The organism is Pricia antarctica (genome assembly GCF_900101815.1).
Lineage (GTDB): Bacteria > Bacteroidota > Bacteroidia > Flavobacteriales > Flavobacteriaceae > Pricia > Pricia antarctica.
This window is the reverse complement of sequence record NZ_FNAO01000004.1, coordinates 149,927-173,300: the sequence shown is the minus strand read 5'-3', so window position 1 is coordinate 173,300 and position 23,374 is coordinate 149,927. Positions and strand designations below refer to the sequence as shown.

19 protein-coding genes are annotated in these 23,374 nt (G+C 44.5%); 6 read left to right on the top strand and 13 right to left on the bottom strand.

What is annotated here, in order from left to right; all coding sequences use genetic code 11:
• Nucleotides 1-59 precede the first annotated feature (59 nt).
• The 7 genes from BLT07_RS08350 to BLT07_RS08320 all read right to left on the bottom strand — a co-directional run bounded on the left by BLT07_RS08350 (nucleotide 60) and on the right by BLT07_RS08320 (nucleotide 10,433).
• Nucleotides 60-1,100 carry a sugar kinase gene (locus tag BLT07_RS08350; RefSeq protein WP_091867665.1) on the bottom strand — a complete coding sequence of 347 codons (1,041 nt, stop codon included), beginning with the start codon at nucleotides 1,098-1,100 and terminating at the stop codon, nucleotides 60-62.
• A gap of 167 nt (nucleotides 1,101-1,267) precedes the next feature.
• Nucleotides 1,268-1,699, bottom strand: coding sequence for a nuclear transport factor 2 family protein (locus BLT07_RS08345; protein WP_091867663.1), 432 nt, complete (start codon nucleotides 1,697-1,699; stop codon nucleotides 1,268-1,270).
• A gap of 36 nt (nucleotides 1,700-1,735) precedes the next feature.
• Complete coding sequence (locus tag BLT07_RS08340) at nucleotides 1,736-2,671, bottom strand: RraA family protein (protein WP_091868235.1); 936 nt, start codon at nucleotides 2,669-2,671, stop codon at nucleotides 1,736-1,738.
• Between the two features lie 34 nt (nucleotides 2,672-2,705).
• On the bottom strand, nucleotides 2,706-4,205 hold the full coding sequence (locus BLT07_RS08335; protein WP_091867661.1) for a mandelate racemase/muconate lactonizing enzyme family protein: 1,500 nt from the start codon (nucleotides 4,203-4,205) through the stop codon (nucleotides 2,706-2,708).
• Between the two features lie 50 nt (nucleotides 4,206-4,255).
• Nucleotides 4,256-5,788 (bottom strand): SusD/RagB family nutrient-binding outer membrane lipoprotein, encoded by a 1,533-nt coding sequence (locus tag BLT07_RS08330; protein ID WP_091867659.1) that lies wholly within the window; start codon nucleotides 5,786-5,788, stop codon nucleotides 4,256-4,258.
• 11 nt (nucleotides 5,789-5,799) lie between these two features.
• Entirely contained in the window at nucleotides 5,800-9,237 is a 3,438-nt protein-coding gene (locus BLT07_RS08325) for a SusC/RagA family TonB-linked outer membrane protein (protein ID WP_217633303.1), read from the bottom strand.
• 203 nt (nucleotides 9,238-9,440) lie between these two features.
• Nucleotides 9,441-10,433, bottom strand: a complete 993-nt coding sequence (locus tag BLT07_RS08320) for a FecR family protein (RefSeq protein WP_091867657.1) — start codon at nucleotides 10,431-10,433, stop codon at nucleotides 9,441-9,443.
• A 266-nt stretch (nucleotides 10,434-10,699) separates the two neighbouring features.
• Here BLT07_RS08320 and BLT07_RS08310 point away from each other — a divergent pair, with 266 nt between their 5' ends.
• Both BLT07_RS08310 and BLT07_RS08305 read left to right on the top strand, forming a co-directional pair.
• Complete coding sequence (locus tag BLT07_RS08310; protein WP_091867655.1) at nucleotides 10,700-11,260, top strand: RNA polymerase sigma factor; 561 nt, start codon at nucleotides 10,700-10,702, stop codon at nucleotides 11,258-11,260.
• A gap of 248 nt (nucleotides 11,261-11,508) precedes the next feature.
• The gene (locus BLT07_RS08305; protein WP_091867653.1) at nucleotides 11,509-11,940 is read left to right on the top strand and encodes a YybH family protein; all 432 of its coding nucleotides are present in this window, start codon (nucleotides 11,509-11,511) and stop codon (nucleotides 11,938-11,940) included.
• 83 nt (nucleotides 11,941-12,023) lie between these two features.
• Here the strand turns inward: BLT07_RS08305 and BLT07_RS08300 are convergent, their stop codons facing one another.
• From BLT07_RS08300 to dnaK, 3 genes are all read right to left on the bottom strand, one after another.
• Entirely contained in the window at nucleotides 12,024-12,959 is a 936-nt protein-coding gene (locus tag BLT07_RS08300) for a hypothetical protein (protein ID WP_091867651.1), read from the bottom strand.
• 143 nt (nucleotides 12,960-13,102) lie between these two features.
• Nucleotides 13,103-13,672, bottom strand: coding sequence for a fasciclin domain-containing protein (locus BLT07_RS08295; protein ID WP_091867649.1), 570 nt, complete (start codon nucleotides 13,670-13,672; stop codon nucleotides 13,103-13,105).
• A gap of 276 nt (nucleotides 13,673-13,948) precedes the next feature.
• Nucleotides 13,949-15,865: a molecular chaperone DnaK gene (gene dnaK / locus BLT07_RS08290; protein ID WP_091867647.1), complete on the bottom strand. Its 1,917-nt coding sequence runs from the start codon at nucleotides 15,863-15,865 to the stop codon at nucleotides 13,949-13,951.
• A 257-nt stretch (nucleotides 15,866-16,122) separates the two neighbouring features.
• Here dnaK and BLT07_RS08285 point away from each other — a divergent pair, with 257 nt between their 5' ends.
• A complete protein-coding gene (locus BLT07_RS08285; protein WP_091867645.1) occupies nucleotides 16,123-17,550 on the top strand; it encodes an L-serine ammonia-lyase in 1,428 nt (475 codons plus the stop codon).
• Between the two features lie 3 nt (nucleotides 17,551-17,553).
• Here BLT07_RS08285 and BLT07_RS08280 read toward each other — a convergent pair whose 3' ends face one another.
• Nucleotides 17,554-18,495 carry a 3-keto-disaccharide hydrolase gene (locus BLT07_RS08280; protein ID WP_091867643.1) on the bottom strand — a complete coding sequence of 314 codons (942 nt, stop codon included), beginning with the start codon at nucleotides 18,493-18,495 and terminating at the stop codon, nucleotides 17,554-17,556.
• Nucleotides 18,496-18,663: 168 nt separating this feature from the next.
• Between BLT07_RS08280 and BLT07_RS08275 the strand changes: the two genes are divergently transcribed.
• On the top strand, nucleotides 18,664-20,130 hold the full coding sequence (locus tag BLT07_RS08275; RefSeq protein WP_091867641.1) for a Gfo/Idh/MocA family protein: 1,467 nt from the start codon (nucleotides 18,664-18,666) through the stop codon (nucleotides 20,128-20,130).
• Between the two features lie 55 nt (nucleotides 20,131-20,185).
• Here the strand turns inward: BLT07_RS08275 and BLT07_RS08270 are convergent, their stop codons facing one another.
• The gene (locus tag BLT07_RS08270; protein ID WP_091867639.1) at nucleotides 20,186-20,641 is read right to left on the bottom strand and encodes a hypothetical protein; all 456 of its coding nucleotides are present in this window, start codon (nucleotides 20,639-20,641) and stop codon (nucleotides 20,186-20,188) included.
• A gap of 155 nt (nucleotides 20,642-20,796) precedes the next feature.
• Between BLT07_RS08270 and panB the strand changes: the two genes are divergently transcribed.
• Both panB and BLT07_RS08260 read left to right on the top strand, forming a co-directional pair.
• Entirely contained in the window at nucleotides 20,797-21,615 is an 819-nt protein-coding gene (gene panB / locus BLT07_RS08265) for a 3-methyl-2-oxobutanoate hydroxymethyltransferase (RefSeq protein ID WP_091867637.1), read from the top strand.
• A 57-nt stretch (nucleotides 21,616-21,672) separates the two neighbouring features.
• Nucleotides 21,673-22,389, top strand: a complete 717-nt coding sequence (locus BLT07_RS08260; RefSeq protein WP_245726479.1) for an RluA family pseudouridine synthase — start codon at nucleotides 21,673-21,675, stop codon at nucleotides 22,387-22,389.
• A 121-nt stretch (nucleotides 22,390-22,510) separates the two neighbouring features.
• Here the strand turns inward: BLT07_RS08260 and BLT07_RS08255 are convergent, their stop codons facing one another.
• Entirely contained in the window at nucleotides 22,511-23,374 is an 864-nt protein-coding gene (locus tag BLT07_RS08255) for a DMT family transporter (protein ID WP_245726478.1), read from the bottom strand.

Below are 23,374 nucleotides of genomic sequence, written 5' to 3'. Positions count from 1 at the left end.
AGAAATATAGTATTAAATGGTAAGCATTGTATGCCGCTCGTCGCAATTATGAATTTGAATCACCTTGCTACCCGACCGGACGCATCACCGCCCATCAGTTTTTCTACTTCATCGACTGTCGACAGATTGGCATCACCTGCAATGGTGTGTTTCAAGCACGACGCCGCTACGGCGAAGTTTAAAGCGTTTTGGTCGTCCTCTGGATATTTTAGAAGTCCATATATCAGCCCGCCCATAAATGAATCGCCGCCTCCTACCCTATCGACGATATGGGTAATCTGGTATTCGGGGGATTTAAACATGGTCTTGCCATCATAAAGCACACCTGCCCATGTGTTGTGGGATGCAGAAATCGATCCCCTCAACGTAGTGATAACCTTTTTGGCATCTGGGAATTTTTTCATCATCTGTTGACAAACAGATAGAAAAGCCTCTGCTTTTACATGTTCGCCTTGGGTGGTAATATCCAAACCTTCGGGCTTGATACCGAAATGTTTTTCAGCGTCCTCCTCATTACCAAGGATGATATCACAGTAGGAAGTCAATTCTGTCATAATTTCTTCGGGTTCAACGCCATACTTCCATAATTTGGCGCGATAGTTCAAGTCCGTAGAAACGGTAACGCCTTTTTCTTTGGCCGCTTTTACGGCTTCTAGACAAACATCGGCAGCACCCTGGGAAATTGCTGGAGTGATTCCGGTCCAATGAAACCATTCCACACCATCAAAAACGGAATCCCAATCGATCATTCCCTTTTTTATCTCGGCAATGGCAGAATGGGCGCGATCATATACCACCTTACTTCCGCGACTTACCGCCCCGGTCTCCAAAAAGTAGATTCCCAAGCGGTCTCCCCCATATACAATCTTGTCGGTACCAACTCCCCTTTTACGCATCTCCATCAGGGCGCACTCCCCAATATCATTTTTGGGCAGTCGGGTGACAAAATCCACCGGAACTCCATAATTAGCCAGCGAAACCGCTACATTACTTTCACCGCCACCATAGACGACATCGAAACTGTTGGTCTGCGAAAACCTTAAAAATCCCGGAGGGGATAATCGCAACATGATTTCCCCAAAAGTCACTACTTTTTTCATTTACTATCGATTAATTAATTATGAATTTATGAACTCGTCATGAATTACACTTCAGACTCCACTAATATAAGAGTTCTTGACAAGTTCCCAAAAATAAGGTTTCGATTGGCTGTTATCGGACAACTATGTAGTGAAAAGCCGATTGGGAAATGATGGTTAAACCGACCCTAAAGTTTATAAGCCTGCCGGGCGAGCAATTTCCACTTTCCGTTTTGTTTTTGGTAAGTCATCATAATACCGATCCGCACGTCGGCAGGTTCGCCATTATCGGTACCTTCTGCAACAAATATATGTCTTACGATGGCCGTTTTTCCAGAACTGTAAATGGTCTGTTCGTCTGGAACGATTGAACTAAATTCGAAAGATCCATTTAAAACAGCGTCTATATATTGCGTCTTGTCTTCGATTTTTCCGCTTGAATGGCCATACGTCAAATCTTTGGCCGTTAGGTTGTCAAGTATTTTCCCATCCTTATCGACCATGGCCCTGTAAAGTTCCTTTACGGCTGTATCTAGCTGTTGTTGGTCATTGTTCGATTGAGCGAAAACGATTAGGGTACAAAATGTAAGTAAAATACTAAAGAGATTTCGTTTTTTCATGGCAGATTTCTATAGGTCGTTCTGAAAGTTATTAAATTAGTTGGTAGCGGCATTAAGATGATCGTTCAACTCTTTACGGGTCATGGGCAACATATTGTCCGGATACTTTTTGAGCCAGTCCCTGAAATCGGACTTGATTGCATCCGTCCAACCCGTATCGATTTGCCCCGGGGTATAGGTCTTTTCCCGAAGGCGCTGGAACCCGAATTGATCGCGGAGGGCAACAACTTCCGAGGACAACACTAAATTGGCGACCAAATGCGCGGGTACGAAAACAATGCCATGTCTGTTAGCAAGTACAACGTCACCGGGCAATACCGTGGCCCGGCCAATGCGGATCGGAGTATTAATGCCGGTCAACATCTCTTCTTGTAAATATGAAGGGTCCTGACCACGCCACCAACCATTGAATCCTTTGATGTCCATCAGACCTGCTACATCGCGTACGCCGCCATTAAAAATTACCCCGTTGTTTGAATTCGCGTAGATGGCATTACCCAAATTTGATCCTATCAAGGTGCCGTCCACGACCCTTCCATATCCATCCGCCACATATACGTCACCTGTACGCAATATCTCAATAGGCCAAGAATTGCTGCCGCCTAAGGTGTCACGCTTTTCTTTAGCTCCTTTCAATTTTACCAAGTGTTGGTAATCTTTGCGCAAAGGCATGTATTGGGCAGTCAAGACCCTCCCCGTCATCACGCTATCGGGATGTAAAATTTCCCAATCCCCATCGTATTGATTATTATAACCCTTATTGCGAAGGTAGCCCCAAGCTTCCTCCATCTGTATTTTTTTCAGCCGTTCCAACAGCGCGTCCGAAACCTTGGGCCGGCCATCATCAAAACGTTCGCCCTGCCAATTGGATGTCAGTTCCTTGACGTATTCGGTGGTTGCGGCGACACCCTGTGACCTGATCGGTAAGCAGGAAATAAAAAATAAAGCCAGTAAAAATATCCTTGTTTTCATAAAATCCAATTTGTTAAATATACACATTACTTTTTCAACTATAGGTTCTATCGTGTGACCGGAGCTCGTTCCATTCATCGGTTGATTTAAAATAGCTTTTATCCCTAGGATCGATATGCTTTTTCAGTACTTCCTCATTAAGTTCGATGCCTAAGCCGGGTGCGGTCAATGGCACCGTGGCAAAACCTTTGTCGATCATCTTAAAGCCGCCTACGGTCGTTACGAGATCTTCCCACCAAGGGAGATCTACGGAGTGGTGTTCCAAAGCCAAAAAGTTTTGGGTAGCTGCTGCGCAGTGCACGTTGGCCATGAACGATACCGGCGTTCCCGCTTGATGCATGGCCATGGCAACACCATATTCTTCCGCATAGTCCCCGATACGTTTGGTTTCGAGCAGTCCGCCCGAAGAGGCCAGATCGGGATGGATTATATCGACCGCCCTTTGTTCGATGAGGGGTTTAAAATCTTTTAAAAGATAAATATCCTCACCTGTTGTGGTCGGAGTCTCAATGGCGTTGGTGATGGTCTTCCATTGTTCGGTATATTGCCAAGGAACCATATCCTCGAACCAGGCCAATCGGTATTTCTCCAAGGCTTTCGCCAGACGGATGTTGTTGTTCAGGTCAAAATGGCCGTAATGATCGGTGGAAATCGGAATTTCGTAGCCCACCATGTTCCGTACATTTTCAACGATTTGCTGCAATTCCTCCATACCTTTTTCGGTAATCTGTATTTGCGTAAAGGGATGCATGGTATTGCCATAGTTCATATAATTTCTTTGATCGCCCCATTGGTTCAGGCTGCCGTTGTCATTTTCCCAGAACTTGCCGTTGACCACGGTACCGGGTTTTCCTTTGAGCTCACCGATGGAAACGTCCATCTTTAGCCAAGTGTAGCCTTGTTCGTTGACCCGGAAATCGATCAGTTTTTTTTGTTCTTCCGGCGATTTGGCCTCGGGGGTATCCGCGTACATTCTGACCTTATCGCGGTACCGGCCGCCTAAAAGCTGCCATGCGGGCACATTATAGGCTTTTCCGCAGAGGTCCCATAAGGCCATTTCAACGGCACAGACTCCCCCCGCTTGACGTGATGGCCCTCCGAACTGTTTGATGCTCTTAAAAATTTTCTCCACATTACAGGGATTCTGTCCCAAGATTCGGCTTTTGAGCATCAGGGCATAGCGAACGTCGGCGGCGTCCCTGACTTCCCCAAGGCCATAAATCCCTTGATTGGTGTCTATCCGGATTATGGCGGTACCCCCCATAACCGCGGTAAGTACATAGCGCATGTCAGTTATTTTCAATTCGGACGGTGCCGAGGCGCGATTGACCTTTGAGGTCGTATGGGCCATGGTATCTTCAAGGGAATAGCCCATTAATCCAGAAAGACCAAGGCCGCCCAACGCGGTCATCTTCAGAAAATTGCGCCGGGCATCCCCTGTTTTGGGGCTGTCGATCTCGGCCTGTCTGGAAGCGGTATAGGTGCTTTCTTCTTTTTTGTTTTTTGCGATAAGATGTTGTAAGTGGTTTTTCATGGATGCTGTTTTTGTATGATCTGTTCTTTAAATTGTATTATGTCTTTATTTTATTTGTCCCACCAAACCTTGGTATCCAAATTATCGGGACCCATTCGAGCCACCGCTTCACTTAAATTGGCATTGTTGGTTGCAATTTCATCCGTCGGATAGGTTAGCCTATTTATAAAATCGCCAGTAATATCCTGTGCCGGATACGGATTTGGGGTCAACACCGGGAAACCGGACCTTCTGAAATTGGCAAAAGCTTCGGGACCGTTTAAAAAAGAGGATACCCAATATTGGTTGTTGATCTGCTCCAAAGCGTTGCCGGAATCAAAGGGCTGGGCGGCCAAATAGGTGTCAATGTCCTCCGAAGGAATCGCGGACTCTGGGTCGTAAGCGGCCATCTGCTCCATATGCGCACGTACCCCGGCTTCAAAATAACCCGCCGGATTTCCCGTAACCCAGCCCCTGACCGCCGCCTCGGCCAATAATAACTGCGTTTGGCTATGGGTCACCATAAACATCGGTGCCGTTTGTTTGATAAAACGGTTGCGGTCTACTTGGGTGAAGGCATAAAAACTGGGCAGGTTCATTTGTTCCGCAACACCTGCAATCGTTGAGTTATCGAATCCCATGGGCATTCCGATTTGATCCTCGGGGTCGGTCGAGCCATTTTCAGGAACCTGTTCGGGACCGGAAGCTGCACCGATATATCGTACCGCCATGGATTCCAACCTAGGATCATTGGAGTCCTGTAAAAACTCTACGAAAGTATCTACCATATAAAAATTATTGGCTTCGGTAGCATTTAAGGTCACCCCGGCATTATTGGTGTAGTTGCTATCGTGGCGGATAACGTAATTATCGTCGTTCGATAGCATTACACCACCTGCAAACGCTTCTTTTACCGTTTGCTCCGCCAAGGCCAGGTCTACTTCGGTAAGCCGCATTCCCAACCGCAATAAAAGCGAACTTCCAAACCGCTTCCACCTACCAATATCCCCTGAATACATCACTTCTCCGTTTTCCGCGGGCGCAGAGGTGCTCAAGGAGGCAGTAGCGTTTCTTACTACCTTGATAAGGTCTTTATAAATCTCCTCCTGTGGCGTGTAAGCAGGCAACACTATCTGGTCGGACACCCCTTTACCGGCCTCGAAATAGGGCACATCACCATGCTCGTCGGTAAGTATCATAAAAGCCAGGGACTCTACAAGAAGGGTCATATTTAACAGATTAGGGCGATTTTGAGCATTCTCGGCCGATAACTGTGCCTTTATATCTCCCGTATTTTTAATCACGTTCTGATAGTACTTAATCCAATGATCATCTAAGGATTGACGATTGTCTTGATTATAATTGGCACCGGTCAGTAAGCCGGAATTCGGGGAAATAAGCTGTTGAACGATGCCCATATCATAAATGATCTGCGTGTTCGAGTTCGAGGTGTTTATTATGGCATTGTTCAGCAGGAATATGGGATCGACACTGGCACTTGTCGGATCAACCTTGTTCGTATTGATTTCCTCAAAGTTTTTATCGCAGGAGAAAATCAACACCATGCTTGCGAAAACTAGATATTTGATAATACAATTTTTCATGATTGTCTTCTTTAAAATTTGCAGTTTAGATTAAAACCGATGCTACAGGTCGTCGGAACGCCTGTAGATTCCAGTCCGGATACGTTGTCAGAACTATACCCGAAGGAATCGGGATCAATATTGGGCACCCATTTTTTAATGATAAACAAATTATTGGCGAACAAACTCAGGGTAACATCCTTTACTAAAGCATTTTCTGAGAGCAGGCCTCCAAAGTCGTATCCTAGGGTCATCTGCCGCAACTTCCAAAAACCGCTATCGTAAACAATGGGCTCGATAAGCTGTTGTGATCGTACCACCTCCCAATAGGTCTGCGATTCCGTGGCCACTTGATTGACTTCGCCGGCTTGGTTGACCCCATCGCCCACAACTCCGGTTTCCCTTCCTGGCAGTGTCTGTTTATGAAGTCCATGACGGGTAGCATTAAAATTCGTACCTGAAATCATTTTTCCTCCCAATTTAAAATCGATCAAGAAAGAGGCATTGAAGTTCTTGTATTTGAAACTGTTGGTGATACCCCCTATCCAATTGGGCAGGGCACTACCGAAAAAAACGATATCATCCGAACGTTGCGGTCTTCCGTCATCCGCGAAAATCTGGCGGCCCTGATCGTCGAACTTATACCCAAAACCAGCCAGCTGTCCGATTTCTTCCCCTACAACTTGATACAAAAAGCCATTAAAGGCATGGTTTCCTACCACAATACTTTCCCCGGGTTCGTCAGTGAGGAGACTTACGACCTTGGTCTTGTTATAGGAAGCGTTCAATGTGATATCCCATCGAAAATTTTCGTTTCTAATCGGTACTAATGTTACTAGTGCTTCTACACCGTCGCTTCGGCTCTCACCGCTATTGATGAGCGTACTTACGAACCCTGAAGTATTCGAAATCTGAGCTGGGATTATCTGATCGAGTGTGGTCTTCCTGTAGAGGCTCAAATCTAGATTTACCCTCGAATCGAACATTCGAATGTCCAGACCCACTTCTGCCTCCGTAACACGGGCAGGCTTGAGATTTGGATTAGGTAACGTATTGGTGTTCGCCCCCGCAACTGGTTGCAACTGCCCGTCGGAATTCGCAAAGAGATTGGCATTTATATTGTAGAACAAAACATCGGAGTAGGGAGGCACGTCAGTATCACTTCCCACTTCGGCATAGGCAGCCCGCAATTTGCCGAAGGTCAACCAACTTGAGTCCTTTAGATTATTGGAAAACACATAACTTGCGGATACGGAAGGATATAGAATACTCCGGTTTTCGGGGGACAGCGTAGTGAACCAGTCGTTTCGAAGCGTGCCGTTTAAATAAAGAGTTTCCTTATAAGATAGGTCCATAGTACCGTACAATGAATTTACCCCTCTTTCGGACAGGTTATAAATGGGATCTTTCACCCTGCCGTTCTGTACGGTATACAAATTCCTGATGATAAAGTCGGTTACGTTCACCCGATTCAATTTCGAGATCCGCTTCATTTTGTTTCCTCCAACGGTAAGTCCAAACCCAAAATCCTCGCCAAAATCTTTTGTGGCGGATACTAGAAAATCGACGTTCGTTTCCCGAAACCGACGTACTTCTTGAGTGTAAGTGCCATTTACAAACCCCTCCGGTGCGGGCGGTCTGGAAGCATGACCTGTGGGAAAGCCGTTGTAATCTTGGTCTCTGGACCAATAATCCTGACCCGCCCTTACCTGCCCGAAGAGCCACGGAAAGAAATTGTATTTAAGGGTAGCATTTCCAAAAACACGGTCCCTTGTTATATTGTTGAACTGTTTGGCCAATACAAAATAGGGGTTGGTCCTATTTCGGAAGCGGGAATACACGATTTCATCCCCATTGGCATCAAATGCGTTTTCCTTCCAAACGTCTAAAGGCATTGAATTGGCAACATTAAAGAGTGAGACCGGAATCGTATTGTCCTGTTCGCCTACGTTAGGGGGATTAATATTCTTCTCATTGGAATAGTTGATGTTGGTGCTAAAGGATAGTTTTTCCGACAAATTATAGGTCGCGCCCAGGCTTGCCGTAATCCGTTTGAACTCATTATTGGGTGTAATCCCTTTGCTGTCGAGGTTGGACATGGACAGATTGAAACCACCTTTTTCCCCGCCACCTGCTAATGAAATGGAGTTGGTAATATCCAAGCCATGGCGATAGAATTTTTTGATCCTATCGTATACCGGTTCATAAGGTACCACCAAGCCATTGTACAATACTTGGGTCATGCCCGGTTGAAACTTTTCACCGAAGGACCATTGGCCCGAAGTGGGGTTCGCCGAGGTAGGTCTTACCCCATTTTCCCCTTGGCCATATTCATATTGATAATCCGTAAAATCTAAAGGGTTCTGATCGGCAACACTAACGGTATAGGCCACCCCGATCCCTTGACCACGGCTGCCGGTCTTTGTAGTAATCATAATGACCCCATCTTTAGCACGAGAGCCATATAATGCTGCTCCAGTTGCCCCTTTCAATACGGTCATGCTCTCTATATCATCGGGGTTGATACTGGAAAATCCGTCACCACCATCTGAGGTTACCCCTCCCCCAGTGGAGCCCAGTTCGCCACTACTGCCACTACTGCCGATATTGGTGCCAAAACTGGTATTGTCGATAGGCACACCGTTCACCACAATCAGTGGGTTGTTTGTACCCGAAATGGAGGATTGCCCACGAATTCGGACTTTCGATGATCCACCGGGCCCTGTACCCAAGGCCGATACGTTAACACCCGCAACCTTGCCCTGTAAGCTGTTCATGAAATTCGAAGATCGATTGACGTTTACTTCATCTGCATCAACCTTGGCAACGGCGTAACCCAATTTTCGAGTTTCCTGTTTGATACCCAAAGCGGTAACCACAACTTCGTCAAGAGCTTCGGAATCTTCTTCGAGCGTGGCATCAATAGTCGATGATTGTCCTACTTCAATTTCCCTTGTGCCAAAGCCTAAGGCACTGAATACTAAGGTGGCATTTGGTGCTACTATTATCATATACTTTCCGTCGAAATCGGAGGCTGTTCCGTTCGTAGTGTTCTTTTCCACGACAGAGACCCCGGGAATAGGTGCCCCGTTGGTATCGGTAACCGTACCGGAAACTTCCTGTTGCACCGAAATGGTTTTTTTATGAGCGTTTGCCCTTTGGACGTCAAGTGCGGATCGGGTTAAAATAATCTGTGTCCCCATCAGCTCGAACTTCACCGGAGTGCCGCTAAAAAGATCGGCCATTACATGGGTTACCGATGCTTCTACGTAGTTCACGGTAACCTGTCGTTTGTAATCCAACTGGTCATCATTATACAATATCTTAAAAACGGTTTTGGATTCTATTTCCTTAAGCACCTTTTCAACGGAGACATTTTGCAACTGTAAGGTGATTTTGGTATCAGCGGAGTTCGTGCTGCCGTGTACCTTGTAAAATAGAATCATAAAGAGACAGAGTGTAAGTTTCATTTTTAGATGGAACTTCATCGGATAAGGGACCAAGTTCCTTACCCTCGAGATTGGGTTTTTCATATCTATGTTCTAATTAAATGGTTAGCATAATTGTGGAAAACTATTAAAGGGATTGGGAAATGTGTTGGCATTTTCCCGTTTTCTAATTATGAATATAATGCGTTGTTCCTTTTAAAATTTTATTTCATAGGCTCAAACTTTTAAGGTTTCTCGATATGGATCCTATTTTTTTCAAAGCTTACCCGCATGGGATAATTCTTACTGAACGCGCTTAAGACTTGTTGGATTGTTTCCGTATCGAAGCTCGCGGTAAATTGAATTTTCTCCAATTCTTTGATATCGTTTGAAATAGTCACATCATAATTTCTTTCTAATTTTTTTCGGACGTCCCTGAATGGCATATGATTAAAAATTAGCTGCCCGTCCATCCACCCTGTATAGAGATTGGTGTCCGTTTTTCCGATTTTCATTTCCCTAATTCCTTTCTTCCAGTTTGCGATATGGCCTGGTTTTAATTGTCGATTCTTTATGGAATCGAAGGGTTCGTCCTTTTCCAAAACCACTACAGAACCTTCTACCAAAACTGTACTGCCATTTATATCATTGGGATAAGCCGATACATTAAACTGTGTCCCCAAAACTCGAATATTGACCTCTTCGGTGTTTACTATAAACGGATGCGCCCGGTCTTCTGCCACATCGAAATATCCTTCTCCCTGCAAAAACACCTCCCGATTTCGCCCGTTTTTAAATTTCACAGGATATTTTAACCTTGTGCCCGAATTGAGATGTGCTTTGGTGCCATCGGCCAATATTAGTACAAGTCGCTTTCCATAAGGCACGTTGATTGTATTGTAGGCCAAATCCTTGGTTGTTGTAGCCCTGTGATAAATCAATCGATTCCCGTTTTGAACCCCCACCCGATAGCCATTTTTGTCAACTATCGCAGTATTATTTTCCTCCGAAATGTTCTTTACCCTACCGTCGGACAATTGTAGCGTAATCTCATTTCGGTTATTAATGGGCGGCTCCACGGCATTCTCTACCATCGTAATTTGAAAGTACCCATATCCCAAACCAAAAAAAATAAGTCCGATAGCGGCATATTGAAATTTCTTTCGTGAGTTGCGTTTGTCCTGCCGGATTCTTCTTAACAATCTTTCCTTCGCATTTTCGGAATTGTATTCGCTCATTAAATAGGATATAGGGTAATTGATTCTGGGCCCAGAATTGAAAACCGGTTTGGGCCCTTATCCTTCCGGCCCTAAAATAGAATATCCAACTCTTGGGAGGAAATCGATTTGGAAAAGTATTTTTCGATACTATCTTCAAAAACGTAGTCCTTCACATAATGATACCTATCGGTACTACGGAGCAAATCTGAACAACCCTAAATTTTTTTATGATTTTTTTAGTAAATTTAATTTTCATAACTCAAATCATTAGCAATTTCGCATCTATGGAAATCGATTTTCATGACAACTCCTGCCTTATAAAACAACTAAAAAACGGGAACGAAAAAGCATATGCCTATCTGGTCGATACCTTTTACCATCGGCTGTGTGTTTATGCCAACAGCTTGGTAAAAGACAAAGATCGAGCAGAGGACATTGTGCAAAATGTATTTGTTCATACTTGGGAGCGGCGTAATACGCTAAAAACGGACTTTACCATTAAAAGCTTTCTGTATCGATCTGTACACAATGAATTTGTCGATCAATACCGCAAACGGAAGGCCGTCTCTGCCCTGGAAAAAAAATACATTGAAGAAATGAAGCAAATTACGACAGGGGATGATGCTTTTTTAGAAAGGCTACTCTTTTTCGTTCAGCGTGAAATCCATAACCTTCCCCCGAAGTGTAAAAAAATCTTTTTGATGAGTAAAGAAGAAGGTTGTACCAATCATGAAATCGCCGAACGGCTTAACGTATCTAAAAAGACGATCGAATATCATATTTCCAAGTCTTTCGCTATTCTCCGACAAAAAGCGCACGGTCATATAAATCAATTCACCCCGTAACGTCCAACTTTGATAAAACTGTTTTGTGGATTTTTAAACAGTTTTTACGACCAAATGAAAACCGAATATTCTTAATAGCACTCCCTCTAGAATTTCTTGGTGTACAGGAAACCAGGCAGTACAGAAACCAAGTAGTAGCAAAAGACGTATTGCATTGTTCATCATAAAATTTTGAATAAAGCCACAGCATAGGAAAGATATATTCAGACTTATTTACCTTCATCAAAACCCCAAAATAGTACACTATTATGAAAAGCTTTACTCCCTTTATTATATTTCTATGTCTTATCACCGTGAAAGTTACATCCGCACAGAATGAAGACGAAAATGCCATAAAAGCTATAATGGCCGAACAAGAGGAAGCCTGGTCGAACAATGATTTAGAAGGATTTATGGAGGGCTATTGGCAATCAGATTCCCTTACCTATTTCAGCGGCGGACTGGTAACACAAGGATGGCAAACCACTTTGGACAACTACAAAAAAGGTTATCCGACCAAAAAAGATACCGGGACCTTAAATTTTAAAATTCACGCCATCACCAAAATCACCGAGGATGCCTACTATGTAATGGGCCAATATTTTTTAACTCTCGAGGCCGGGGACCGAAATGGAACGTTTATGATAATTTTTAAGAGAATTGAAGGGAAATGGAAAATTGTGGCAGATTCTTCGTGCTGATTCTTAATTTTAGCGTTAGAATCTCGGTGGCGGACAAGACGTTTGACACTGTTCTCAGACAAGCACTAACGCTGAGCAAGAAATTACCGATCCTCGTTGGGCAGCTTCGGAGCTTCGTAATAGGTTATCTTTCTCGTTTTATAGGTATTATCGGGCGTAATGATCTCTTTTACCCAATTGTGGTTTTCCGTACCGTCGAATTGATAAATATAGTCTTTGATAATCATCAAATTACCTCTATTAATCTCTATTTTGGCCAAAAATCCGTTTTCGCCGTAGACATACCTTGTATTTTCTTCGGAAATCCATTTTTCGTTCGTAGTATCGAAAAGAGAATCGTCCTTTGAAATCAGTTTTTTATCGGCATTGTACACTTCTTGTGATTTTGTATTCAAAGCCCCATCAAAATATTTCTCAATTGTTTTTACCGTCAGTAACGAACCATCCTCCAATTCTTCGTTCCAAGTCTGAACAGTTTCCAGTGGTTTACCGTTAAGGGTCTTTATCGTTGTATTTTTTCCGTCAATGGTATCATGGCTAATTATATTTTCATCCGTACCGTCGGTATCCGTGCGGGTCATTTTCATCAGCTGACCTTTCGCATTATACCGATATACGTTCTGTTCCAGCAATTTTTTATTGGTATACGAAACTATTTTCTCTGTGACCTTTCGATTTGCACTGGTATCTATTTCATAGAAATTCGCTAGAGATATGGACTTGTCAAATGTATTATCCCGATAATTTTCCACTCTTTTTTCTACAAGTTCATTGTTTTGATACTTATAATAGGTGGTTTCGTAATCGAAATCGTTAAATCGGGTAATCGATTTGGTCAATCTCCCGGAGGTATCAAAATAGTATTCTTCCTTCCCATAATCCGTTATTACAAGACAAGATTTTACGTTTCCGTTCAGGTTGAAATCGGAGATTTTGAAAGTTTTAATTTCTTGGGATGTTGCAAGGGAAGGTAATCCTATGGATAAGTAAAAAAATAGGATGGTATATTGTTTTAACATGGCACAAAATTAGGACTTATTCATGCAACTGGAAACAAAAGCTGTATCAAAATTAGGGAGTAGTTACTGTAGCCATTGAGAGTTCTACGGATAAAAAAAAGCATCCCGAAATGGGATGCTTAAAATAATAAGGTAAAAAGAAATTATTCGGGCATTACTACCGCGTCAATAGCATGAATGACTCCGTTAGATGCTGCTACGTCAGCTTGGGCAACCGTGGCCGTACCTCCTTTGGCATCGGTAAGAACTACACTGTCTCCGTCTAGAGACAAGGTCAATTTATTTCCTTGCACGGTTTCCACCATATATTTTCCTCCATTATCCTTAATAGCTTTGACCACATCTGCCGCCATAACTTTACCGGATACTACATGATACGTAAGAATAGAAGTTAACGTCATCTTGTTTTCAGGCTTCAGTAAGCTTTCAACAGTGCCGTCGGGCAATGCTGCAAAAGCGGCGTTGGTTGGGGCAAAAACGGTAAAAGGACCGTCAGAACTTAATGTGGCTACCAAGTCCGCTGCTTTAACCGCTGCTACCAAGGTACTGAAATTTTCATTTCCTGCCGCTACACCTACAATGTTAGGGCTTTTCTCTACTCTTACCTTTACCAGTTTCGGAGTCGGATCTGTGCTCGTTGTGGCCGTTGCAAAAGCTGATCCAGCAGTTAAAACGATTGCCATGGTACTTACAAATAAACTTTTCATTTTCATAATTTTTAATTGTTCAGGGTAAATGTATGACAGATTATCGGTTTTCAAAATTAATTATGTTCAAAGTTTTGTTAAAAACATTAAACAAAATATAGGTAGCTAAAAGGATAAGCTTTTTCGCTAAGGAATGTGGGATAAATCCGATATTTACTAACTGCCCCATTGCGACTATTCCTACCATTGAAAAAGCCCGTCGGGTTTTAAAAACCTGACGGGCTCAATTGATATATACGACCTAAAAAGCTTTCTCTACCTTTTTAGTTTAGCAAACGTGCTTTATTTCACTTCTTCGAAGTCGACGTCCTCTACGTTATCGCCTTCTTTAGCGTCTGCGCCAGCATCGGCGGAATCCTCTCCATTAGCGGAAGGTTCGCCACCTTGTTGGGCATCGGCCTGAGCTTTGTACATTTCTTCGGAAGCTACTTTCCAGGCTTCGTTGATTTTATCCAAAGCAGGCGTAATCTGTGCCAAGTCTTTGCTGGCGTGTGCCTTTTTCAGTTCCTCCAACGCTTCCTCGATCGGCTTTTTCTTGTCATCGGAGAGTTTTTCGCCAAATTCCTTCAATTGCTTCTCGGTTTGGAAGATCATGCTATCGGCCTCGTTAAGCTTATCAGCAGTTTCCTTTGCTTGTTTGTCCGTTTCGGCATTCGCTTCGGCTTCAGCCCTCATCTTTTTGATTTCCTCCTCGGTCAATCCGGATGACGCTTCGATACGAATGTCCTGGGACTTGTTGGTCGCCTTATCGGTCGCGGAAACCTTGATAATGCCGTTGGCATCGATATCAAAAGTCACCTCAATTTGTGGCGTACCCCGTTGTGCGGGCGGAATTCCGTCTAAATGGAAGCGTCCTATCGTTTTGTTGTCCGCTGCCATGGGTCGTTCTCCCTGTAGCACATGGATTTCTACTGAAGGCTGATTATCGGCGGCGGTGGAGAATACTTGGGATTTTTTTGTTGGAATCGTCGTATTGGCCTCAATCAATTTTGTCATTACACTTCCCATGGTTTCAATGCCTAAGGATAAGGGTGTAACATCCAACAGCAATACATCTTTCACGTCACCGGTCAAAACGCCACCTTGAATCGCGGCACCAACGGCCACTACTTCATCGGGATTCACTCCTTTCGATGGTTTTTTCCCGAAGAACTTTTCAACAGCTTCCTGTACGGCGGGTATCCGCGTGGAACCACCGACCAAAATAACCTGATCGATATCGCTTTTAGAGAGTCCCGCTGCTTTCAATGCATTTTGGCATGGATCTATGGTGCGTTTTACCAAATCTTCGATTAACTGCTCAAATTTTGAGCGGGTCAATGTGCGAACCAAGTGCTTTGGTCCTGAAGAAGTCGCCGTTACGTAAGGCAAATTGATTTCGGTCTGTGCGGATGAAGATAATTCTATCTTCGCTTTTTCCGCCGCTTCCCGCAAACGCTGCAATGCCATGGCATCTTTACGTAAGTCTATATCCTCGTCTTTTTTAAATTCCTCGGCCAACCAATCGATTACTTTTTGATCGACATCATCACCTCCTAAGTGAGTATCACCTTCTGTAGCGAGTACTTCAAAAACACCGTCACCCAATTCGAGAATGGAAACATCATGTGTACCCCCACCGAAATCGAAAACGACTACTTTCTGGTCCACATCCTTTTTATCGAGTCCGTATGCCAATGATGCGGCGGTCGGTTCGTTGATGATTCGCTCTACAGTCAATCCTGCGATTTCACCGGCCTCTTTCGTGGCCTGACGTTGTGAATCGTTAAAATAGGCGGGGACGGTAATGACCGCTCGGGTCACATCCTGTCCCAAATAATCCTCGGCCGTTTTCTTCATTTTCTGAAGAATCATGGCGGAAAGTTCCTGAGGCGTATACATTCGCCCGTCTATATCGACCCGTGGGGTGTCGTTATCGCCCTTTACCACTTTATAAGGTACACGTTCCGCTTCTTTTTTAGACTCGGAATATTTGTTCCCCATAAAACGCTTAATGGAATAAATCGTTTTTTCGGGATTCGTTACCGCCTGTCGTTTGGCGGGATCGCCAACCTTAATTTCACCGCCTTCAACAAAGGCAATTACGGACGGGGTTGTCCGCTTTCCTTCTGCATTCGGGATTACCACTGGCTCGTTACCTTCCATTACGGAAACGCAGGAGTTGGTCGTACCCAAATCTATTCCTATAATCTTGCTCATGCTGTATATATTAAATTAGTGTCTGTTTTCTGATTTCGTTTACTAATTGTCAAACAATATGCCAAGGGAATAAAACTGACAGGTTGTCATTTCGAGGGCGGGGGGCCTAAATTCCAAAGTCAAATTCCAAATTTCACAATAAGGGCTACGGGAACTTATACTCCCTAAAAGATAATTGGGGTTTGGGGTTTATAATCGGGAATTTTTCCATTCTTTAATATTCCTATCTTTACGTATACTAAAGTCGATAATAAATAATGGAATGCATCAGTATCTTCGATATGCTCAAAATCGGTATCGGGCCTTCTAGCTCACATACTTTGGGACCGTGGCGGGCTGCCGAACGGTGGATTTCAGAGCTGAAGTCGGCGGAACTTTTTACCGAAGTCGAAAAAATTCAGGTACATATCTATGGCTCATTATCTTTGACGGGAAAGGGACATGCGACGGATTATGCGATCATGCTCGGCTTGTCGGGTGCCGATCCGGTGGAGATTCCTATTGAAAACATCCATAGTAGGGTTAAGGATATACAGGATGATCATCTCTTAAATTTTGGAAATGACCGAAAAATAGCTTTCGACCCCAAAGAGGATATCCTTTTCCACCGGAAATTTTTGGAATATCATGCCAACGGCCTCCAATTCGAAGCGACATTAAAATCGGGGAAAAAGAAATCGAACACCTACTACTCCATCGGCGGCGGCTTTGTAGTGGTTAAGGAGCGTAAAAACGCCAAACGCAAACAAGCGACTTTCGATACGTTTCCCTTTCCCGTCCAAAACGGAAAGGAACTGCTGGCGTATTGCGCCAGTAACACGATTTCCATTTCCGAACTGGTACTGGAAAACGAACGCTCGCTACGAAGCGATTCCGAAATCGATGCCAACATTCAAAAGGTTTGGAATACTATGCTGGAGTGTATGTACCTCGGATGCCATACGGAGGGTAAACTTCCAGGTGGCCTCAACGTCCAACGGCGAGCCTACCAGCTTAATAAAGGCATGCTTTCGGAAGCCAACACATATGCAACACCTGAGGAATGGTTAACGATCATTCGAAGTACGGAGGTGAAATTCCGCCAAATCTTAAAATGGGTAAGTTGTTTCGCATTAGCTGTAAACGAGGTAAATGCTTCTTTAGGCCGTATAGTAACAGCACCGACCAACGGTAGCGCCGGCGTAATTCCTGCCGTTCTCATGTACTATCTGGTCATAGAAAACCATAAGGCGGACTTCAAGCACATCAAACAATTCTTGTTGGTCGCCGGTGAAATCGGAAGTATTTTTAAAAAAGGGGCGACTATCTCTGCGGCCATGGGCGGTTGCCAAGCGGAAATCGGTGTTTCCTCTGCCATGGCCGCCGGTGCTTTAACGGAACTTCTGGGCGGCTCGCCGGAACAGGTGCTCATGGCCGCAGAAATCGCGATGGAACATCATTTGGGTCTGACCTGCGACCCCATTGGCGGACTAGTGCAAATACCTTGTATCGAACGAAATTCTATGGGCGCCATTAAAGCCATTAATGCTGCCGAACTGGCACTCGGATCCGATCCCAAAGATGCTAAGGTCTCTTTGGATAAAGTAGTAGAAACCATGTGGGCCACAGCAAAGGATATGAGCTCGAAGTACAAAGAGACCTCGGAAGGCGGGCTGGCCGTGGGAATCAATATGAGTGATTGTTAGCTCTTACTTCGCCCTTGGCGTAACCACAAACTTCCGAAAAGAAATAGGCCCATGATCGCCCTGAATCATAAACGCTCCAGGTTCACCTTCATTACTATCCAGCGCGCCACCAGTAATACCGGGAATATTCTGTTCGCTAATAATTGTTTTCCCATTTGCAACAATAGTCACCCTGCGGCCTATTAAGGTAATGTCATAGGTCTGCCAGTCACTGGCCGGGTTGGCCGCCATTTCATTGGGTGTCAAAAATCCGTATACGCCGCCGAAAAGAACGTTGCTGGGTTCGCTCCCGTGGTCGTCGGTTATCTGCACCTCATAACGGCCACGAAGATAGATGCCGCTATTGCTTCCCGGGGGGACCTTAAATTCAACATGCAGTTTAAAATCCTCGAATTTTTCTTCGGTAATAAGGTTGGAACCTGATTCCGGACTCTTTAAAACGCCATCCTCAACGATCCATTGGTTTTTTTCGCCACTAGGCTTCCATCCCTTGAGATCTTGGCCATTGAAGAGTTGAATGGGCTTGCCCCATTTCGGGTTATCGGTATAGGCAAGTTTGGGCGCAGGTGTAGCGGTCCAGTTGTAGGTTTTTCCATCCGTATAGATTAAAGTACCTTCTAAGTTGTCTCCCTTCATTTTACCTTCGAACTCCAAATCGGTATCGGCATCTTCCCATTGCGGAGGAATACTGAAACTAAACGCGCCTTCATTTTCCTTCACTTCCGATATCGGCCGGGCACTACCGTTGGCGTAGACAAAATAGCCCACTAAGGTACTTAAGCCCGAATGTTTGATTTCCAACCAAGACGGGAGTGCCGCACCGTCTTGCTGAATGACCATGTCCCATTTTCCCTCAAGAGGATTGGCCTCCTGTGCCTTTACATTTGACGACCCGAGGGTAACTAAGGTTAGAATGATAGCACACAATTTCAGTGTATTGTTCATTATTTGTTCCTTTTTTATTTGAAGGCATAAATATAAGGATTCATATAGTTAGGAAAGTTTTTTTTTGAATATTTTGAGGATTTGTTAGATATTAAATAAAAATTTTTGCCATCCTATTAATTTTAATACCTTTAAATTCTTCTTTTTTTACACAAATCAAATTATAACATGAAAGATAAAAAAATAGCACTGTCAAAAAGCACCCGCAGGTCATTTATTAAAAAAGGAGCTTTGGCCTCCTCTATTTTCATCGTACCCCGACATGTACTCGGGGGCGCCGGTTATCTGGCTCCGAGCGATCGGCTAAACCTTGCCGCCATCGGTGCAGGTGGAAAAGGGGCCAGTGATATCAGAAACGCTTCCGTCGACGGCCGTGAAAAAGTAGTTGCCCTTTGCGACGTAGATTTTGGAGGTTCGGCCAAAGCATCCGTCGAACGCTTTCCAAAAGCCAAGAAGTATGCGGATTATCGGGAAATGCTAGACAAGGAAAAAGATATCGATGCCGTTACCATTTCCACGCCCGACCACGTGCACGCTCCGGCAGCCTCCTACGCCATGCAACGCGGAAAACATGTTTACGTTCAAAAACCGATGACCCATAATATCCGCGAGGCACGTACCCTTACCCAAATGGCACGGGACAATAAAATTGTCAGTCAAATGGGCAACCAAGGCGGTTCGAATGCACTTTTGAACATGGTGCAAAAATGGATCGATGACGGCAAGATAGGTGCTGTATCGAAGGTACAGATATGGACAAACCGACCCGTTTGGCCTCAAGGAGGTGCCATGCCCGCCCCCGATCCCAGCCTTAAACCCGATTCGCTGGATTGGAACCTATGGTTGGGGCCGGCGGAAAAAAAACCGTACATCCCCAATTTGGCGCCCTTCAGCTGGAGGGGCTGGTGGGACTATGGTACCGGTGCTCTTGGCGATGTCGGCTGCCATTTGATCGATATTCCTTTTAGAACCCTAAAGCTAAAATATCCAACCGGTGCCGAATGTAGTGTGGGCTCGGTCTTCTCTGAAATGTGGACGCCCGATTACCATCCCGAAGGTTGTCCCGCATCCTCTTTTATTACCTTGAATTTTGACGCGACAGAAAAGACGAAAGCCCCGATCGAGATGACGTGGAGCGATGGCGGCATACGTCCCTCCCACCCTGATATCATTCCCGCGGACAGCGATATCGGAGGAAAGGATAGCCAAAACGGCGTTATGATCATTGGTGAAAAAGGAATTATAACGACGAATATCAACGACAGTTCGCCCCTGATGCCCAAACTTTACCTCAACGACGGTACGACGGAATTCGGTCCGCAAACGGAACCTAACTTGGAGCCTGAATACGGCCACCAGCGCAAATGGGTCAATGCCTGCAAAGCCGGTTTCGACAGCGAACTTCACAAAGGCCTAACCTCGTCCTTCGATTATGCAGGCCCTATGACCGAGACCGTACTGATGGGCAACCTGGCCATCAGAAGTTATTTGTTGCGCAGGGAAAATGCGAAAGGCGATATGGAATTTTTCGGAAGAAAAAAATTGCTATGGGACGGCGAGAACATGCGCATCACCAATCTTGAGGAAGCGAACGAGTTCGTCGGCCAGCAATTTAGAAAAGGTTGGGAGGTTTAAATGATGTGGGGTGCTCGCTATTAAATCAATGTGAATAAAACAGGTAGTTTTTTGTTTATTTGCACCTGTTTGTGCGTCCCGTATCAATGATATAAATGATTTTACAATCCCTATTTTCCTTGAACAGTTGAAAGGAGTTGACCCCGCAATGGCTGAATTTGCCATTGCGGTTAAATTCATAGGGCGTCCAAACGTTAGCCATGGGACCGTCAATCTGTATGGAATATGACTTGATTATTTCTTGAAATTGAGTAGTCTTTGGAATACTGACAATTGCTTTTAAAAATTCGTGGAAATCCTGATTCCGAACTGATGCGTTTTCTAAGGAATCTATAGTTATTCGTTGCATTATAATGTCTTTAGTGACCATTCGTTTTATCAACGTGGTATCTTGTTGATGAAAGCCTTCGAAAAAGGTCTCTATGGTTTTTTGAACAGCAGCCTTTTCAGAATCTTGAGCCGAAAGATTAAAAAATAAAAGGAATAGCGTAAATTTTATACAATTCTTCATAGCTAAAAGTTTTATCTAAAAGTAACGACAAATGTTCGGAGCTGGATTAATATTGAATGCGGTGTGTCCACTATTTTTAAAACGGACTACAAATTCGTGAGCGCCGCAACCTAAAACAATTTCCTTACATTTAACCCTGCAAAACAAACGTATACATGTCCACCGCCAAAAAAGAGTACAAACGGGTAACGGTAAAGTCCCTCGTAGATATGAAGAAGAACGGGGAGAAAATCTCGATGCTCACCGCCTACGATTATTCCATGGCCAAGATCGTCGATTCGGCCAATGTCGATGTCATTTTGGTAGGTGATTCCGCCAGTAACGTGATGGCAGGTCATGAAACCACCTTGCCCATTACTCTGGATCAGATGATCTACCACGCCACTTCGGTAATCCGCGCCGTGGACAGGGCATTGGTGGTGGTCGATATTCCCTTTGGCAGTTATCAAAGCGATCCAAAGGAAGCCTTGCGTTCGGCAATACGGATTATGAAGGAAAGTGGGGCACATGCGGTCAAGCTCGAAGGCGGTATCGAAATTAAGGAATCCGTAAAGCGAATCCTCAATGCAGGTATTCCCGTAATGGGCCACTTGGGTCTAACGCCACAAAGCATATATAAGTTTGGCACCTACACCGTTCGCGCCAAAGAAAATCAGGAGGCCGATAAATTGATGGAAGATGCCCATCTTCTCGAAAAACTGGGATGCTTTGGCATCGTCCTAGAGAAGATTCCTGCAGCCCTGACCAAAAAGGTTTCAGAAAGTATTACCATTCCCACCATAGGTATCGGGGGCGGAAAGCATGCGGATGGACAAGTGTTGGTCATCCACGACCTACTGGGAATGACCCATGAGTTCAATCCTCGTTTTTTAAGGCGCTACATGAATTTATATGAAGAAATGGGGACTGCCATTTCTAAGTATGTGACCGATGTGAAAAGTCGGGATTTTCCGAGTGACGAGGAACAGTACTAGGTGGTGTTACGTTTGGCATCCGCTTAAAAAGGCGGTTATCCTAATTAAGAAAAATAGTTGAAAACTGATGATATAGTGGTCGATAAGATACTTTCAACTCCGAAAAATCTTCAGGTGCTTTATGAGGATAATCATTTAATTGCCGTCAATAAAAGACCTGGAGATATCGTGCAGGGCGATAAGACCGGAGACCTGCCATTGAGCGAAGTCGTAAAATTGTATATCAAGGAAAAATACGATAAGCCCGGTAAGGTATATTTGGGCGTTGCCCATCGACTAGATCGCCCTACTTCGGGTATTGTGGTATTCGCCAAAACTTCGAAGGCCCTGCCGCGCCTTAACAAACTATTCGCTGAAAAAAAGACGACCAAGACCTATTGGGCGGTCACAAAGAATCTCCCAAAAAAAGAAAGCGATACGCTGGTCCATTGGCTAAAACGCAACCCTAAACAGAATAAATCATACGCAAACCACAAAGAGGTCGCAGAAAGTAAAGAGGCCATCCTTGAATACCGGACGCTCAAAAAGCTCGACAACTATTTTCTACTGGAAATCGACCTAAAAACGGGTCGCCATCATCAGATACGAGCACAATTATCCGCCATCGGATGTCCCATAAAGGGAGACCTGAAATACGGATTCGACCGGAGCAATAAAGATGCCAGCATCCATTTACATGCACGAAGCCTTAGTTTTATGCATCCCGTAAAAAAAGAATTACTAGCCTTGACCGCTCCCCCGCCCCGAGATCCGGTTTGGGATGCCTGTTTATAAACGCCTCTCAAATCGTCAAAGGGGGACGTCAAAAAGAATCCAAGTACCTCTGAAATCCCGGGGCCAACGTCCGGCATCGATCAAAAAGAGCAGAAAGAAGATGGGAATTGGTTGCTCGAAATCAACGATAGGACCTTACACTCTCCACTACAACCGATGCTAAAATCAAAATTCCACCCAAAACAGTAGTCCAAGCAGGTATTTCCGCCAACAGCAAAGCCCCGATCAAAATACCGTAAACGGGCTGGATACTACTCAAAATACTGACCGTCGTGACGGAAAAATGTTTGAAGCAATTTATGAACATGGTGTGGCCTAACACCGTGGTAATCAATGCCACACCCAAAAGCCCTTCCCATTGTTGTCCGATTGCGTACAGATCGTACAAAAAATAAGCCGGTAAAAGCAGTAGGCTGACGATGACCATTTGGTAGGTCATCAACAGCGAACCCTGATACCGGTCTACCTTTGTTTTCAATATCAAATTGCGAACGGCATAACACAGGGCAGACAATAACCCAAATCCGATCGCAATAGTATTCTGGTTGCCAAAACTAAAGTCCGGTATTAGAAAAAAGATGCCGAACATTACAAGAATGCCCAGTAGGAGATGGATTTTTTGGAAGCGGGTCTTCAAAAACAGCGGCTCCAAAAAAGAGGTAAGTACCGGATAGGTAAACAACGATAGCATGCCAATGGCTACGTTCGATAGCTGCAAAGCCTGAAAATAGGCCAACCAGTGGCCGGCCATGAGTACTCCGCTTAAAAAAATAGGCCATCGATCGGTGCTTCGAATGCCGAATGAGATGCCCTTGAATTTACAGTACAGCACCAGGAATAATAGAGCCAGTAAAGCCCGGATCGCAATGGTCAAGGGCACGGGCAATGTAATAAACTTGCCAAACGGCCCCGATGTACTTAAAAGTAACATCGCCAAATTGATTTCCAGAAAATTATGGGTATTGAAAGTGGTCGGTTGTTTCAA

Excerpts from the sequence above, each read along its gene's own strand:
- BLT07_RS08350 (WP_091867665.1), bottom strand. The coding sequence starts at position 1,100 with ATGAAAAAAGTAGTGACTTTTGGGGAAATCATGTTGCGATTATCCCCT.
- BLT07_RS08345 (WP_091867663.1), bottom strand. The coding sequence starts at position 1,699 with ATGAAAAAACGAAATCTCTTTAGTATTTTACTTACATTTTGTACCCTA.
- BLT07_RS08340 (WP_091868235.1), bottom strand. The coding sequence starts at position 2,671 with ATGAAAACAAGGATATTTTTACTGGCTTTATTTTTTATTTCCTGCTTA.
- BLT07_RS08335 (WP_091867661.1), bottom strand. The coding sequence starts at position 4,205 with ATGAAAAACCACTTACAACATCTTATCGCAAAAAACAAAAAAGAAGAA.
- BLT07_RS08330 (WP_091867659.1), bottom strand. The coding sequence starts at position 5,788 with ATGAAAAATTGTATTATCAAATATCTAGTTTTCGCAAGCATGGTGTTG.
- BLT07_RS08325 (WP_217633303.1), bottom strand. The coding sequence starts at position 9,237 with ATGAAACTTACACTCTGTCTCTTTATGATTCTATTTTACAAGGTACAC.
- BLT07_RS08320 (WP_091867657.1), bottom strand. The coding sequence starts at position 10,433 with ATGAGCGAATACAATTCCGAAAATGCGAAGGAAAGATTGTTAAGAAGA.
- BLT07_RS08310 (WP_091867655.1), top strand. The coding sequence starts at position 10,700 with ATGGAAATCGATTTTCATGACAACTCCTGCCTTATAAAACAACTAAAA.
- BLT07_RS08305 (WP_091867653.1), top strand. The coding sequence starts at position 11,509 with ATGAAAAGCTTTACTCCCTTTATTATATTTCTATGTCTTATCACCGTG.
- BLT07_RS08300 (WP_091867651.1), bottom strand. The coding sequence starts at position 12,959 with ATGTTAAAACAATATACCATCCTATTTTTTTACTTATCCATAGGATTA.
- BLT07_RS08295 (WP_091867649.1), bottom strand. The coding sequence starts at position 13,672 with ATGAAAATGAAAAGTTTATTTGTAAGTACCATGGCAATCGTTTTAACT.
- dnaK (WP_091867647.1), bottom strand. The coding sequence starts at position 15,865 with ATGAGCAAGATTATAGGAATAGATTTGGGTACGACCAACTCCTGCGTT.
- BLT07_RS08285 (WP_091867645.1), top strand. The coding sequence starts at position 16,123 with ATGGAATGCATCAGTATCTTCGATATGCTCAAAATCGGTATCGGGCCT.
- BLT07_RS08280 (WP_091867643.1), bottom strand. The coding sequence starts at position 18,495 with ATGAACAATACACTGAAATTGTGTGCTATCATTCTAACCTTAGTTACC.
- BLT07_RS08275 (WP_091867641.1), top strand. The coding sequence starts at position 18,664 with ATGAAAGATAAAAAAATAGCACTGTCAAAAAGCACCCGCAGGTCATTT.
- BLT07_RS08270 (WP_091867639.1), bottom strand. The coding sequence starts at position 20,641 with ATGAAGAATTGTATAAAATTTACGCTATTCCTTTTATTTTTTAATCTT.
- panB (WP_091867637.1), top strand. The coding sequence starts at position 20,797 with ATGTCCACCGCCAAAAAAGAGTACAAACGGGTAACGGTAAAGTCCCTC.